Source organism: Olsenella sp. An188, from assembly GCF_002160255.1.
GTDB lineage: Bacteria > Actinomycetota > Coriobacteriia > Coriobacteriales > Atopobiaceae > Thermophilibacter > Thermophilibacter avistercoris.
In genome coordinates, this window is record NZ_NFKF01000005.1 from 149934 (window position 1) to 163547 (window position 13614).

The window sequence follows — 13614 nt, forward strand, 5'->3', positions numbered from 1 at the left end:
CGCAGCAAAGGAGCCCCGCCATGCAGATCAGCCCCAAGCAGCTCGAGCTCGTCAACGAGCAGGTCGGACGCCTCGTCGCCTCGGGCAACTACTTCGGACGCCGCCTCTCCGAGGCGGGCGTCACCGAGGTCCGGACCGCCGCGGACTTCCTCGCGCTGCCCTTCTCGGAGAAGCAGGACCTGAGGGACTGCTACCCGCTCGGCCTCTCGGCCGTGCCCGAGAGCGAGGTCGTGCGCATCCACTCGAGCTCGGGCACCACCGGGACGCCGGTCATCATCCCCTACACCGCCCGCGACGTCGAGGACTGGGCCGAGCAGTTCCGCCGCTGCTACGAGATGGCGGGCGTCACGGCCGAGGACCGCGTTCAGATCACGCCGGGCTACGGCCTCTGGACCGCGGGGATCGGGTTTCAGGCGGGGGCCGAGAGACTCGGCGCGATGTGCATCCCCATGGGCCCCGGCAACACCGAGAAGCAGCTCCAGTTCATGGTGGACATGCGCTCGACGGTGCTCGGCGCCACCTCGAGCTACGCGCTGCTGCTCGCCGAGGAGATCGAGCGGCGCGGCATCCGGGACCAGATCTGCCTCAGGAAGGGCATCATCGGCTCCGAGCGCTGGGGAAGGCGCATGCGGGAGCGCATCAAGGGCGAGCTCGGCATCCAGATCTACGACATCTACGGCCTCACCGAGGTCTACGGTCCCGGCATCGGCATCTCCTGCGACGCCGAGGACGGCATGCACTACTGGGACGACTTCATCTACATCGAGATCGTCGACCCCGTCACGGGCGCGCCCGTTCCCGACGGCACCTTCGGCGAGATCGTCATCACCACGCTCGTCAAGGAGGGCGCCCCGCTCGTCCGCTTCCGCACGCACGACATCTCCCGCATCATCCCCGGCGCCTGCCCCTGCGGCTCGCCGTTCCCGCGCCTCGACTCGATCCAGGGGCGCTCGGACGACATGATGAAGATCAAGGGCGTCAACGTCTTCCCGCGCCAGATCGAGGAGGTCCTCCAGGAGTTCCCGCAGCTCTCGAGCGAGTACCAGATCCGCATCTCGCACCTCGAGGGTCGCGACACCATGCGCATCTACGTGGAGACGGACGGCACGCAGGACTTCCTCGACCTCGCCGACGCCGTCTCCGACGAGGTCAAGCGCCGCATCGGCTTCACGCCGCTCGTCAAGGTGGTCGAGCTCGGCGTCCTGCCCAGGAGCGAGAAGAAGACCCGCCGCGTCTTCGACGAGCGCTACGAGTAGCCTCCCGCGTCCTGGGCGAGAAGAGCCTTGCGCCCCGCGCGCGGCAGCAAAGAGGGGCCGCCCGGCAACCCGGGCGGCCCCGTCTCGGCAGGGTGGTCCCTCCGTGGGCCTACAGGCTCCCCACGAAGCGCCGGCGCGCGGCCACGCCCGGCTCGTCCCACTTGAAGACGCCGGCGTCCTCGAGCACGTGGCCGAAGACGGCACCCACCTCGTCGCGCAGGACCTGCTCGGCGCGCGCGTCGTCGAGGTCGTCGGCGCGGCGCGCGAAGACGTCCTCGGCCCAGGCGGCGTGGCTTGCCGTCAGCGGGTCGGCGTCGAGCTCGCGGCGCACCTCGGCCCCCTCGGCGCCGCGGGCCCTCGCGGCGAGCAGGTGCTCGCGGACCGCGCCGAGCTCTCCCACGAGCCTCGGCGGGAGGATTGCGAGACCCATCACCTCGATGAGGCCGATGTTCTCCTTCTTGATGTGATGGTACTCGGCGTGCGGGTGGAAGATGCCAAGGGGGTGCTCGTCGCTCGTGAGGTTGCAGCGCAGCGCGAGGTAGGCCTCGTAGCGCCCGCCGCCCGCGCGCCCCTCGTCGTCGACGCGCCGCACGACCGGCGTCACGGTGTTGTGACGCGTGCCGTCCGCGTCGACGGCCACCACGTCGACGGACTCGTCAGTCCAGGCGCGCCAGGAGTCGATCACGTGCACCGCGGCGGCGAGAAGCTCGTCGCGGCTGTCGGAGCGCAGGCGCAGCACGGTGAGCGGCCAGGAGAGCACGGCGCCCTCCACGCCCGGGAACGCCCCCATCGAGAAGGTCTCGGCCACCTCGGCGCGCATCATCGGGAACTCGTGGTCGCCGCCCTGGAAGTGGTCGTGCGAGAGGATGGAGCCGCCCACGATGGGGAGGTCGGCGTTGGAGCCGATGAAGTAGTGGGGGAGCAGGTCGACGAAGTCGAGCAGGCAGCGAAGCGCCTTCTCGTCGATGTGCATCGGGCGGTGGTGCGCGCTCATCGCGATGCAGTGCTCGTTGAAGTAGGCGTAGGGTGAGTACTGGAGGCCCCAGCGCTCGCCGTCGAGCTCCACGGGGATGATGCGCAGGTTCTGGCGGGCGGGGTGCTCGCCGCCGGCCGCCGCCGCGCCGCGCCCGGGGTAGCCCTCGTTCTCGATGCAGAGCTGGCAGGCCGGGTACTTCTCGCCCGTCGCCTTGGCCGCGCCCGCCGCGGCGATGTCGCGCGGGTCCTTCTCGGGCTTGGAGAGGTTGATCGTGATCTCGAGGTCGCCCCAGCGGGTGGGGGAGCTCCACTGGATGTTGCGCGCGATGGCGGCGCGGCGCACGTAGCCGGCGTCGCAGCAGACGCGGTAGAACCAGTCGGTCGCCGCCCGGGCGCCCTCGTCGGCGAGAAGCCCCTCGAATGAGGAGACCGTCTCGGAGGGACGCGGCATGAGCGTGCCCATGACGCGCATGGAGACGCGGTCGCGCCCGCCCGCGGTGTCCTCGACCTGGCCGTTCTCGACGGCGAGGTCGGCGAGGGCGGCGAGCGCCGCCTCGAGGTCGAGCCCGGTCTCGCCGCCGGGCCGCTCCGCGAGCACCCAGTCCTCGTCGGGGCCGGGCCCGAGCGCCCCGACGGCCTCGAGCGTTGCGTTGTAGGACCAGACGCGGTCGGCCCAGCCGACGAGCCCGCGCGTGGCCGCGTAGTCTACGAGCGCCTGGACGCAGGCGCGGACGTCCGTGGTGTCTACAGCCATTGCGCGTACGCCCCCCTCTCGGCGATCGAGTAGTGGACGCAGGCGCCCTCCCCGAGCCACGCGTTCATCCGCGCGGTGAACTCGTCGACGAGCGCGAGCGGAACGAAGCACTGGATCGACCCGCCGAATCCGCCGCCGTGGATGCGCGTGGCGCCGCGGCCGTCGAGCGCGCGCTCCGCAAGGCCGAGGGCGAGCATCGCCGGCTGGAAGGACCCGCCGGTCGAGACGTTCTGGAGAAACATCGCCGAGCTCGCGCCGGAGTCGCGCGTGAGCTCGAGGAAGCGCTCCACGTCGCCGGACTGGAGGGCGTCCCAGCGCGCGTCCACGAGCTCGTTCTCGCGCCAGTAGTGGACGGCGCGCAGGATGGCGCGGTCGCCGAGCTTCTCGCGCAGCTCCGGGACGCGGCGGTCGAACTCGGCCTCGTCGACCTCGCAGAGGCGCCGGCAGCCGAACTCCTCCGCGACCTGCTGCATCTCGACGGGCACGGCGGCGTAGTCTGCGGTGAAGGGCGCGTGGTCGCACCCCACGTCGACGAGGCAGAGCGCGTAGCCGCAGGCGTCGAAGTCGAGCTCGAGCTTGGCGGTCCTGGGCTCCTCCGGGTCCTCGAAGTCCATGAAGGCGAGGCCGCCCAGGCAGACGGCCGCCTGGTCCATGAGGCCGCACGGCTTGCCGAAGTAGCGGTTCTCGGCGAACTGGCCCATCTTGGCGAGCTCGATGGCCGAGACCTCCGGCCCCTCCCACAGGGCCTCCATCACGCGCCCGAGCGCCGCCTCGACGGCCGCCGAGCTCGAGAGCCCGCCGCCCGAGGGGATGTCGCTCGTCATGGCGAGGTCGAAGCCGGCCGCCTCGCGCCCGGTCGCCACGAGGCTCGCGGCCATGCCGCGCACGAGGCCCGCGGTGGTGACGTGCTCGTCCTCGCGCTCCGAGAGGTCGTCGAGGGAGATCTCGAAGGTCGGGTAGCCCGCGCTCGCGACGCGCACGCGGTTGGTCCCGTTGGCCGCGGCGACGCCGTCGATCGCCACGTTGAGGGCGCCGGCGATGACGTGGCCGCCCTCGTGGTCGGTGTGGTTGCCCGCGATCTCCGAGCGCGCGGGCGCGTGGACGGCGAGCAGCGCTCCGTGCCCGGCGTCGCCGAACTCCCGCTCGAAGAGCTCGCGCGCGACCGCGAGCTGGGCCGAGCCGTTTCCGAGGTCTGCTGACATGGTGCTCCTTTCCTCATGCCCCGCCGCACGGGGCCCTATTTAGCCGGTGGTCCGCTCAGGCGCCGAGTCGCGAGAAGCGGTAGACGATGGTGGAGGCGTACGGACGGCCCGGGGCGCAGACGCTCTGGGGCCAGTCGTCGTGGTGGACGCAGTCGGGGTAGAACTCGGGCTCGAAGGCGAAGCCGGAGCGCGGCGCGTAGGTCGCGCCGTCCTTGGCGCCCTCGTCCGAGAGCCAGTTGCCGGTGTAGAGGTGGGCGCCGGGCGCGGTGATAAGGACGTCGAGCGCCCGCCCGCTCGCCGGGTCCTCCGCGCGCAGGGCGTGGCGCGCCGGCGCGCCCTCGCTCCAGCCGCGCACGCACAGGCAGTGGTCGTAGCCGCGCGCGCGGCGGATCTGCTCGTCGTCGGCCTCGACGTCGGCGCCGAGGGGCTTGGGCGCGCGGAAGTCGAACGGGGTGCCGTCCACGGGGAGGACCTCGCCCTCAGAGACGCTGTCGGCCCTGACGGGCAGGTAGGAGTCGGCGTCCACGGAGACGAGCGTGCCGTCGACGGTGCCGCTCCCGTGCCCGGAGAGGTTGAAGTAGGCGTGGTTGGTCATGTTGACGTAGGTGGGTGCGTCCGAGGCGCACCCGTAGGCCACGACGAGCTCGGTCGCCCCGTCCTTCTCGCCGAGCGAGAAGGACGCGGTGAAGCGGCGGTTGCCCGGGAGGCCGAGCTCGCCGTCCGCGAGCTCGAGGGAGAGGGCCAGCTCGCCGTCACCTGCGCGGGTGACCTCCCAGAGGCGCTTGTGCAGGCCGCGCTCGAGGTCGGTGTGGAGGTTGTTGGCGCGCCCGGGCCCGTCGTTTCCGGGGAGGTGGTAGACGCGCCCGCCGAGCGGGACCTCGGCGCGGTCGGTGCGGTTGGCCACGGGGCCGATGGTGCCACCGTAGCACGCCCCGTTCTCTCCCGCGTAGCCGCCCGCGTCCGCGTAGCCGAGCACGACGTCCGCGAGCCGGCCGCGCGCGTCCGGGACGACCACGCCCACGAGCGTGGCCCCGAAGTCGCTGACGAGCGCGCGGACGTCCCCCGCGCGCAGCTCGAAGAGGCTTGCCTGCCCGCCCCCGGGCAGGGTTCCGAACGGGGTGCCTCGCATGCTGGTCTCCTCTCGTGGCCGCGTGGCGCGCCCTCGCCACCGGGGCGCCCAGCCACAATGTTAACGTACTCATTTATCACGTGCGCAGGATTGCCGGATTTCCGCCGTCCGGCGTAAACTTGCCTGCGAACGGTCGAGGGGAGGCGCCATGGGGGTCGAGAGGGACGGAGCGCGGGCGGCGAGGCCCGTCTCCATGGCGCAGGTCGCGCGCGCCGCGGGCGTCTCGCAGCAGACGGTCTCGCGCGTGGCCAACGACCTCCCCAACGTGAGCGCGCGGACCCGCGAGCGCGTCCTGCGCGCGATGGAGGAGCTCGGCTTTCGCCCCAACTTCGCCGGCAAGTCGCTGCGCAGCGGGCGCTACAACGCGGTCGGGCTGTGCCTCTACGACGTCACCGAGTTCGGCAACCTCGCCACGCTGCGCGGCATCCTCTCGGCGGCGCGCGAGCACGAGTACGCCGTCACGATGGTGGAGATGGGCGCCAACACGCCGATGTCGCTCGCGGGCGCATCGGAGCGCATGGTCGGCCTGCCGGTTGACGGCCTCATCGTGAGCATGAGCATCAGGGCGAACGACTTCGACTCCTTCCGCCCGCACCCGGGCCTGAGCACCGTGCTGCTCACCGTGTACGAGCATCCCGCCTGCACGACGGTCGACTCCGACCAGCGCGGATGCTCCGAGCTCGTCGTCGGGTACCTCGCGGGGCGCGGCCACCGCGAGATCCGCTTCGTCTCCGGGCCGGCGTTCTCGGTCGACTCGACCTTTCGCGAGCTGGGCTGGCGCGAGGCGCTCGCCGCGCGCGGGCTCGCGGCGGCCGAGCCGCTGAGGGGGGACTGGAGCGCCGACAGCGGCTACGAGGCGGGCCAGGTCTTGGCGCGCGACGAGCGCGCCACGGCCGTCTACGTCGCGAACGACCAGATGGCGCTCGGGGTCGTGGAGGCGCTGCGCGACGGCGGCCGCCGCGTGCCCGAGGACGTGAGCGTGGTCGGGGTCGACGACTCCCTCGGCGCGAGCGTCCCCCACTTCGACCTCACGACGGTGCGCTTCGACCTCATCGCGCGCGGGCGCGCCGCCTTCGAGCACGTCCTTCTCGGCTCCGCGCCCGACTACCGGCCCGCGGCCGTGCGCGTCCCTCCCACGCTCGTGGAGCGGCGCACCGTGCGCGACCTGAGGTAGGCACGCCCTCCAGGGGTGCTCCGCGCCCGGCGCACGCGCTATGTCCGGCGCACGCGCTATAGTAGTGGTCTCACACGCTGACGTCCGAGGGGGACACATGGCCGAGTACAAGTCTGACATCGAGATCGCGCAGGAAGCGGAGATGCTTCCCATCACGGAGGTGGCCGAGCGCGCGGGCATCTCCGAGGACCTGCTCGAGCCCTACGGGCGCACCAAGGCCAAGGTGGACATCCACGCCCTGGCCGACCGCCCGCAGCGCGGGAAGGTGATCCTCGTCACCGCGATCAACCCCACGCCGGCGGGCGAGGGCAAGACCACCACGTCGGTGGGCCTGGCCGACGCCATGAACCGCCTGGGCCACCAGACCATGCTCTGCCTGCGCGAGCCCTCCCTCGGCCCGGTCTTCGGCGTCAAGGGCGGCGCGGCCGGCGGCGGCCACGCCCAGGTCGTGCCGATGGAGGACATCAACCTCCACTTCACCGGGGACTTCCACGCCATCGGCGCCGCCAACAACCTCTGCGCCGCGATGCTCGACAACCACATCAAGCAGGGCAACGCCCTCGGCATCGACCCGCGCCGCATCGTCTGGAAGCGCTGCGTGGACATGAACGACCGCCAGCTGCGCAACGTGGTCGACGGCCTCGGCGGCGTGGCCGACGGCATGCCGCGCCAGGACGGCTTCGACATCACGGTGGCCTCCGAGGTCATGGCCGTGTTCTGCCTCGCCACCGACCTCGCGGACCTCAAGGAGCGCCTCGCCCGCATGGTGATCGCCTACACCTACGACCGCGAGCCCGTCACCGTCGCCGACATCCACGCCGAGGGTGCCATGACCGCCCTGCTCAAGGACGCCATCAAGCCCAACCTCGTGCAGACGCTCGAGAACAACCCCGCCTTCGTGCACGGCGGCCCGTTCGCCAACATCGCGCACGGCTGCAACTCCGTGATGGCTACCACCACCGCGATGCGCCTGGCCGACTACGTGGTCACCGAGGCCGGCTTCGGCGCGGACCTGGGCGCCGAGAAGTTCCTCGACATCAAGTGCCGCGCCACGGGCATCGTGCCGTCCGCGGTGGTGCTCGTCGCCACCGTTCGCGCCCTCAAGTACAACGGCGGCGTGCCCAAGGCGGAGCTCACGAACGAGAACCTCGAGGCGCTCGAGGCCGGCCTGCCCAACCTGCTGCGCCACGTCGAGAACATCAAGGACGTCTGGGGGCTGCCCGTCGTGGTCGCCATCAACGCCTTCCCCACGGACACCGCCGCCGAGCTGGAGCTCGTTGAGCGCCGCGTGCGCGAGCTCGGCGTCAACGTGGCGCTCTCCGAGGTCTGGGCCAAGGGCAGCGAGGGTGGCGAGGAGCTCGCCCGCGAGGTCGTGCGCCTGTGCGAGGAGCCCTCGCACTTCGGCTACGCCTACGAGCTCGACGGCACGGTCGCCGAGAAGGTCGAGGCCATCGCGCGGCGCGTCTACCACGCCGACGGCGTTGACTTCACGGGCCCCGCGCGCCGGCAGATGGCCCAGCTCGAGGAGCAGGGCTTCGGCGGGCTTCCCATCTGCATGGCCAAGACCCAGTACTCCTTCACCGACGACCAGACGAGGCTCGGCGCGCCCGAGGGCTTCCGCATAACGGTGAGGAACCTGCGCGTCTCCGCCGGCGCCGGCTTCATCGTCGCCCTCACCGGGGACATCATGACCATGCCGGGCCTTCCCAAGGTCCCGGCGGCCGAGAAGATCGACGTCACGCCCGACGGCCGCATCGTCGGCCTGTTCTAGGGCGCCCGGAGGGGCCTTCCCCTTCGCGCCCGCGACCTGAGGAGGAACATGGACGAGAGGCTCACCGAGCTCTCCTGCGAGGAGTTCGCCGAGCGCCTCGCCGCGCGGGAGGGCGTCCCGGGGGGCGGCGGCTCCGCCGCGCTCGTGGGGGCGCTCGGCGCGTCGCTGTGCTCGATGGCGGGCGCGTTCACGCTGGGCAAGCCGCGGTTCGCCGCCGTCGAGAGCGAGCTCGAGCGCATCATGGAGGAGGCCGAGGACGTCCGCTTCCGCCTGCTCGAGCTCGTCGAGGAGGACGCCGAGGGGTTCCTGCCCGTCTCGGCCGCCTACGCCCTCTCCCGCGACGACCCCTCGCGCCCCGCGGCGATCGAGCGCGCCACCGAGGACGCCTGCATGGCGCCGCTCGCGATGGTGGGGGAGTGCTGCCGGGCCGTCACCCTGCTCGAGGAGATGGGGCGCCACTGCTCGCGCCTGCTCATCTCCGACGTCGCCTGCGGGGCGCTGCTCGTCCGCGCCGCGCTCGAGACCGCGAGCGTCAACGTCTACGTCAACACCACCGCCCTCGCCGACCGCGAGGTGGCCGACCGCATCGAGTCCACCTGCAGCGAGCTGATCGAGGAGTACGTGCCGCGCGCCGAGGCGCTCGCGAGCGAGATGACGAGCCTCATCGGCGCGAGGAGGTCCGCCTGATGGAGCTGCTCATGAGGGGCGCGCCCGCCGCCGCGGCGCTCACCGAGCGCACGGCCGCGCGCGCCGCGGCCCTGTGCGAGAGGGGCGTCGCGCCCCGGCTCGCCCTCGTGCGCGTGGGCGGGCGCGCGGACGACCTCGCCTACGAGCGGGCCGCCGAGAAGCGCTGCGCAGCGGCAGGCATCGAGGTCGAGCGCCACGAGCTGGGGGCGGGCTGCGGACAGGCCGAGCTCGAAGGCGCGCTCTCCGCGCTCTCCGCGCGGCGCGACGTCCACGGCATCCTGCTCTTCCGGCCGCTGCCGGCCCAGCTCGACGAGGCTGCCGCGGCCCGCGAGATCGACCCCGCCAAGGACGTGGACGCCATCACCGAGACGGCGCTTCTCGCCACGCTGGCCGGGCGCGCCGAGACGGGATTTGCCCCCTGCACCGCCGAGGCGGTTCTCGCCCTGCTCGACCACTACGAGGTTCCGCTCGACGGCGCCGAGGTTGTCGTGGTGGGCCGCTCGCTCGTGATCGGCCGGCCCGTGGCCGCCCTGCTCCTGGCGAGAAACGCCACGGTCACCTGCTGCCACACGCACACGCGCGACCTCGCGGCCGCGTGCCGCCGCGCCGACGTGGTCGTGGCCGCCGCGGGCTCGCCGGGAGCCATCGGTCCCGCGTGCGTGCGCGAGGGGCAGGTCGTCGTCGACGTGGGGACCACCTGGGACGAGGGCGCCGGCCGCCTCGTGGGCGACGTCGACCCCGCCGCCGCCCAGGTCGCGCGCGCGGCGAGCCCGGTCCCGGGCGGGGTGGGCTCGCTCACCACCGCCGTTCTCGCGAGTCACGTCGTCACCGCCGCGGAAAGGACTGTTAGTTGAAGGTAACCGAGAAGGCTTCGTCGTCCTACAGCGGGGCTATGACCCCGGCCTCCATCGAGCTCAAGGCAGAGCGCGTGGCCGTCACCAAGGCGCGTACGGACCTCGTGAGCGCGCTCGTGCTCTCCGTCATGGCAGGCGTCTTCATCTCCATGGGCGCCACGTTCATGCTGGTCGTCAAGTCCGACTCGACGCTGCCCTTTGCCGCCACGCAGCTGCTCGGCGGCTTCTCGTTCACGCTCGGGCTCTTCCTCATCCTGGGCGCGGGCGCCGAGCTGTTCACCGGCAACTGCCTCATGGTCATGGGCTCGCTCTCCGGGCGCCTCTCGTGGGGGCGCCTGATCGCGAGCTGGGCCGTGGTCTACGTGGGCAACCTGCTGGGCTGCCTGCTCGCCGCCGCCCTCGTGCTCGCCGCGGGTGCGGGCTCGGCCAACTCCGGCGCGGTCGCGGAGGCGGCCATCGCCGTGGCCGAGGGCAAGGTCGCGCTTGGCTGGGGGACCATCTTCGCGCGGGGCGTCCTGTGCAACCTGCTCGTGTGCCTCGCGGTGTGGGTCGGCCACTCCGCCACCACCGTCTCCGACAAGTTCTTCTCGGCGCTGCTGCCGGTCATGGGCTTCATGGCGAGTGGCTACGAGCACTGCGTTGCCAACATGTTCTTCCTGCCGTACGCGCTCATGCTGCAGGCCACGGGCGTCGCCGGCTCCGTGGACGTCGCCGGCATGCTGCACAACCTGAGCGCGGCCACGCTCGGTAACATGGTGGGAGGCGTGGCCCTGGTGGGCTGCGCCTACTGGTTTGTCTACGGCCGCGGCAGGGCCGGGGAGGAGCGTCATGACGGCTAGCACCAGGGCGGGCGAGAAGAACGAGCAGGGCTTCGCGCCCATAGACAAGCCGCGCGTCGAGGCGGCGGTGCGCGAGCTTCTGCTCGCCATCGGCGAGGACCCGGACCGCGCGGGGCTCCTGGGCACGCCCGACCGCGTGGCGCGCGCCTGCGAGGAGATCCTCGGCGGCATGCAGGAGGACCCGGGCGCGCACCTGCGCAGGCAGTTCCACGAGCCGGGCAACCAGGAGATGGTGATCGTGCGCGACATCCCGTTCTCCTCGCTGTGCGAGCACCACCTGCTGCCGTTCACGGGCAAGGCGCACGTCTGCTACATCCCGCGCGACGGCCGCATCACCGGGCTCTCCAAGATCGCGCGCTGCGTCTCCGGCTACGCGCGTCGGCTGCAGGTGCAGGAGCGCCTGACCGGGCAGGTGGCCGACGCGATGGTGCGCGAGCTCGACCCGCTCGGCGTCCTCGTGGTGATGGAGGCCGAGCACACCTGCATGACGATGCGCGGCGTGCGCGCGGCCGGGGCGCTCACCGTGACCTCCGCCGTGCGCGGCTGCCTGCGCGACCTCAAGACCCGCGAGGAAGCCCTGCGCCTGCTCCAGCTGTGACCCCGGGGGCCGGGCGCGGAGGGCCCGCCGCCCCTGCGCGAGGTTGGCCCATCCCACGCCCTGGGATGAAGCTGCGGCGGTCGGGCAAGGAAGGTCCGCCGCGAGTTTTGCAGCCGCGCTCTGTGCGGCGAAACTGTCTGAGCGCCGGACCTTCCTTGCCCGACCCTCTGAGACTTTCGTGAAAGGACGATCGATGTATAAGCTGCCGTTCGAGGTGCCGGAGATTTCGTACGAGGAGGCGCTCGGCATCGTGCGCGGCGCGCTGCGCTTTGGAATCGAGCCATTGCTCGAGACGGTGGAGGACATGCTCGCCGAGCTGGGCGACCCCGACCTGGCCTTCGAGTGCGTGCAGGTCGCGGGCACCAACGGCAAGACGTCGACCACCCGCTTCACCGCGGCCATCCTCGCCGGCGAGGGGCTCACAACCGCGCTCTACACCTCTCCCGAGCTCGTGAGCTACACCGAGCGCATGGAGGTGGACGGGTGCCCCGTGTCCGAGGAGGCCTTCGCGCACGGCGTCAGCGCCGCCCACGTGGCCGGCGAGCGCGTGAACGCGCGTCGCCGCGAGCGGGGGCTGCGCCCCTACGACGTCACGGAGTTCGACACGCTCACGGTGGCCGCGATGGTGGTCTTCGCCGAGGCGGGCGTCGACGTGGCCGTGCTCGAGTGCGGCCTCGGCGGCCGCTGGGACGCCACCTCCGCGGCCAAGTCCATCCGCGCCGTGGCCGTGACGGGCATCGGACTCGACCACACCCGCATCCTCGGGGACACGCTCGAGGCCATTGCGGGCGAGAAGGCCGCCATCATCAAGCCCGGCCGCGCCTGCGTGCTCGGCGTGGGAACCGCCACGCCCGACTCGATGGAGGACGTCCTTCTCGGCCAGGCGCGCGCGGCGGGCGTGGAGCCGGTGCTGCTGAGGCCCGAGGACCCCGCGGACGCCGCCGGCGAGATGCACCCCGGCACCCCGCGCGAGCATGCCGGGCTGCCCCGCGCGAGCTATCGGATCGTCCGGCACCCCGCCCGCATCGGAGGTCCGCTCGAGCTCACCGTGACCACACCGCGCGCGACCTACGCCGAGCTCGCCGCACTCAAGCCCTCCTACCAGGCTGCCAACATCGCCTGCGCCGTCGCGCTCGCGGAGGCCTACCTCGGTCGCGCCCTCGACGCCGAGGCGCTCTTCACCTCCGTGGTGCGCTGCCCCACGCCCGGCCGCTTCCAGCTGCTGCGCCCCGAGCCGCCCGTCCTGATCGACGCCTGTCACAACCCGCAGTCGGTGGCCGCCTTCCTCACGGCCGTCGACGCGGTGGCGCCGGATCGCGACGCCCGCCCGGTCCTTCTCGCCGCGGTCTTGGCAGACAAGGACGTCGAGGGGATCGTCGCTCTTCTCGCCGACGCGTTTCCCCGCGTGGCCGTCACGCAGACGTCGAGCCCACGCGCGTTCCCGGCCGACGAGCTCGCCGCGCGGTTTGCGGAGGCGGGCGCCCAGATTGTGGGGACCTACCCCAGCGTGGGGGCCGCCGCGTCGGCATTATGTGGAGAATCGTACGTGGCGTGCGGTTCGATCACGCTCGCGGGGGAGCTTGCGGGCCTTCTCAGTTAGCTTTTGCTACAATTTGCGCTGTCTGCGGCGTCGCAACGACGCGCCCCGATGTCCTAAGGAGTCCCCGAGATGCAAGAACTGCTCGACCAGCTCATCACTCCCGAGGTCCGCATGGTCCTCTACCTGATGGTCGTCTGCGTGGTCATGCTCTACGTCCTTTCCATCGTCTACGTCATCCGCGACGCGCAGCGCCGCGGCGCCGAGCCCTGGTGGATGTGGGCCATCATCTCCGTCATCCCCATCGTGGGCCTGCTCGCCTACGTCATCCTGCGCCCGAGCTCCTACCTCATCGACCGCGAGGAGCAGGACCTCGACATCGCCCTGCGCGAGCACCAGCTCAGCCACTACGGCATCTGCCCCAAGTGCGGCGCCCCCATCGACCGCGACTTCGTGGTCTGCCCGATCTGCAACACCCAGGTGCGCAACGTCTGCCCCACCTGCCACCGCCCGCTCAACGCGGACTGGAAGGTGTGCCCGTACTGCCGCACCCGCATCCAGTAGCGCCGCGCCAAGCAGCGATCCTGGTTGGGCCCTCGCCTCGGCGGGGGCCTTTTTCGTACGGCTTGCGGGCGGGCCAGCCCCCGTCGAGAAGAACGTCCGCGGGCCGCACGTACTTCTCGCCCGCGCCGCCGCATGCTGCGAATCTGTTTCCTCGCGCATACGCCACGCCCAGATGTGGTAAACCTATGGGGTGCACGCGAGACGAAAGGCAAAGATGCGCCACTTCATCGCACATATCGCCCGAACTCAGACTATCTAGGCGTCTGTCCCTTCC

The 13614-nt window shown here is 71.8% G+C and carries 12 protein-coding genes; 9 read left to right on the forward strand and 3 right to left on the reverse strand.

Annotation, left to right across the window (positions count from 1 at the left end; translation table 11 throughout):
- Positions 1-20: 20 nt before the first annotated feature.
- On the forward strand, positions 21-1256 hold the full coding sequence (locus B5F23_RS06965) for a phenylacetate--CoA ligase family protein (RefSeq protein WP_087353111.1): 1236 nt from the start codon (positions 21-23) through the stop codon (positions 1254-1256).
- A gap of 109 nt (positions 1257-1365) precedes the next feature.
- Here B5F23_RS06965 and B5F23_RS06970 read toward each other — a convergent pair whose 3' ends face one another.
- Genes B5F23_RS06970 through B5F23_RS06980 form a run of 3 tightly spaced genes read right to left on the reverse strand, consistent with a single transcriptional unit; the run spans position 1366 to position 5316 of the window.
- A complete protein-coding gene (locus tag B5F23_RS06970; protein ID WP_087353114.1) occupies positions 1366-2985 on the reverse strand; it encodes a UDP-glucose--hexose-1-phosphate uridylyltransferase in 1620 nt (539 codons plus the stop codon).
- Positions 2976-4187, reverse strand: coding sequence for a galactokinase (locus B5F23_RS06975; RefSeq protein WP_087353116.1), 1212 nt, complete (start codon positions 4185-4187; stop codon positions 2976-2978). Before B5F23_RS06975 ends, B5F23_RS06970 begins: the two co-directional genes overlap by 10 nt.
- Positions 4188-4242: 55 nt before the next feature.
- The gene (locus tag B5F23_RS06980) at positions 4243-5316 is read right to left on the reverse strand and encodes an aldose epimerase family protein (protein ID WP_087353119.1); all 1074 of its coding nucleotides are present in this window, start codon (positions 5314-5316) and stop codon (positions 4243-4245) included.
- Between the two features lie 148 nt (positions 5317-5464).
- On the opposite strand from B5F23_RS06980, the gene B5F23_RS06985 reads away from it, so the two are divergent.
- The 8 genes from B5F23_RS06985 (at position 5465) to B5F23_RS07020 (ending at position 13340) form a co-directional block, all read left to right on the forward strand.
- Positions 5465-6490: a LacI family DNA-binding transcriptional regulator gene (locus tag B5F23_RS06985; protein ID WP_241145826.1), complete on the forward strand. Its 1026-nt coding sequence runs from the start codon at positions 5465-5467 to the stop codon at positions 6488-6490.
- A 97-nt stretch (positions 6491-6587) separates the two neighbouring features.
- Positions 6588-8261 carry a formate--tetrahydrofolate ligase gene (locus B5F23_RS06990; RefSeq protein ID WP_087353122.1) on the forward strand — a complete coding sequence of 558 codons (1674 nt, stop codon included), beginning with the start codon at positions 6588-6590 and terminating at the stop codon, positions 8259-8261.
- Between the two features lie 48 nt (positions 8262-8309).
- Positions 8310-8948 carry a cyclodeaminase/cyclohydrolase family protein gene (locus B5F23_RS06995; RefSeq protein WP_087353124.1) on the forward strand — a complete coding sequence of 213 codons (639 nt, stop codon included), beginning with the start codon at positions 8310-8312 and terminating at the stop codon, positions 8946-8948.
- Positions 8948-9802 carry a bifunctional 5,10-methylenetetrahydrofolate dehydrogenase/5,10-methenyltetrahydrofolate cyclohydrolase gene (locus B5F23_RS07000; protein WP_087353126.1) on the forward strand — a complete coding sequence of 285 codons (855 nt, stop codon included), beginning with the start codon at positions 8948-8950 and terminating at the stop codon, positions 9800-9802. Before B5F23_RS06995 ends, B5F23_RS07000 begins: the two co-directional genes overlap by 1 nt.
- Complete coding sequence (locus tag B5F23_RS07005; RefSeq protein ID WP_241145827.1) at positions 9799-10641, forward strand: formate/nitrite transporter family protein; 843 nt, start codon at positions 9799-9801, stop codon at positions 10639-10641. The genes B5F23_RS07000 and B5F23_RS07005 overlap by 4 nt, the downstream gene beginning before the upstream one ends.
- Complete coding sequence (gene folE, locus B5F23_RS07010) at positions 10631-11239, forward strand: GTP cyclohydrolase I FolE (RefSeq protein WP_087353130.1); 609 nt, start codon at positions 10631-10633, stop codon at positions 11237-11239. The genes B5F23_RS07005 and folE overlap by 11 nt, the downstream gene beginning before the upstream one ends.
- Before the next feature lie 193 nt (positions 11240-11432).
- Positions 11433-12839, forward strand: a complete 1407-nt coding sequence (locus tag B5F23_RS07015) for a bifunctional folylpolyglutamate synthase/dihydrofolate synthase (protein WP_087353132.1) — start codon at positions 11433-11435, stop codon at positions 12837-12839.
- Between the two features lie 69 nt (positions 12840-12908).
- On the forward strand, positions 12909-13340 hold the full coding sequence (locus B5F23_RS07020) for a zinc ribbon domain-containing protein (protein ID WP_087353133.1): 432 nt from the start codon (positions 12909-12911) through the stop codon (positions 13338-13340).
- Positions 13341-13614: the final 274 nt, after the last annotated feature.

What these genes read in the sequence shown, in the direction of transcription:
- B5F23_RS06965 (WP_087353111.1), top strand. Translation starts at nt 21, where the DNA reads ATGCAGATCAGCCCCAAGCAGCTCGAGCTCGTCAACGAGCAGGTCGGA.
- B5F23_RS06970 (WP_087353114.1), bottom strand. Translation starts at nt 2,985, where the DNA reads ATGGCTGTAGACACCACGGACGTCCGCGCCTGCGTCCAGGCGCTCGTA.
- B5F23_RS06975 (WP_087353116.1), bottom strand. Translation starts at nt 4,187, where the DNA reads ATGTCAGCAGACCTCGGAAACGGCTCGGCCCAGCTCGCGGTCGCGCGC.
- B5F23_RS06980 (WP_087353119.1), bottom strand. Translation starts at nt 5,316, where the DNA reads ATGCGAGGCACCCCGTTCGGAACCCTGCCCGGGGGCGGGCAGGCAAGC.
- B5F23_RS06985 (WP_241145826.1), top strand. Translation starts at nt 5,465, where the DNA reads ATGGGGGTCGAGAGGGACGGAGCGCGGGCGGCGAGGCCCGTCTCCATG.
- B5F23_RS06990 (WP_087353122.1), top strand. Translation starts at nt 6,588, where the DNA reads ATGGCCGAGTACAAGTCTGACATCGAGATCGCGCAGGAAGCGGAGATG.
- B5F23_RS06995 (WP_087353124.1), top strand. Translation starts at nt 8,310, where the DNA reads ATGGACGAGAGGCTCACCGAGCTCTCCTGCGAGGAGTTCGCCGAGCGC.
- B5F23_RS07000 (WP_087353126.1), top strand. Translation starts at nt 8,948, where the DNA reads ATGGAGCTGCTCATGAGGGGCGCGCCCGCCGCCGCGGCGCTCACCGAG.
- folE (WP_087353130.1), top strand. Translation starts at nt 10,631, where the DNA reads ATGACGGCTAGCACCAGGGCGGGCGAGAAGAACGAGCAGGGCTTCGCG.
- B5F23_RS07015 (WP_087353132.1), top strand. Translation starts at nt 11,433, where the DNA reads ATGTATAAGCTGCCGTTCGAGGTGCCGGAGATTTCGTACGAGGAGGCG.
- B5F23_RS07020 (WP_087353133.1), top strand. Translation starts at nt 12,909, where the DNA reads ATGCAAGAACTGCTCGACCAGCTCATCACTCCCGAGGTCCGCATGGTC.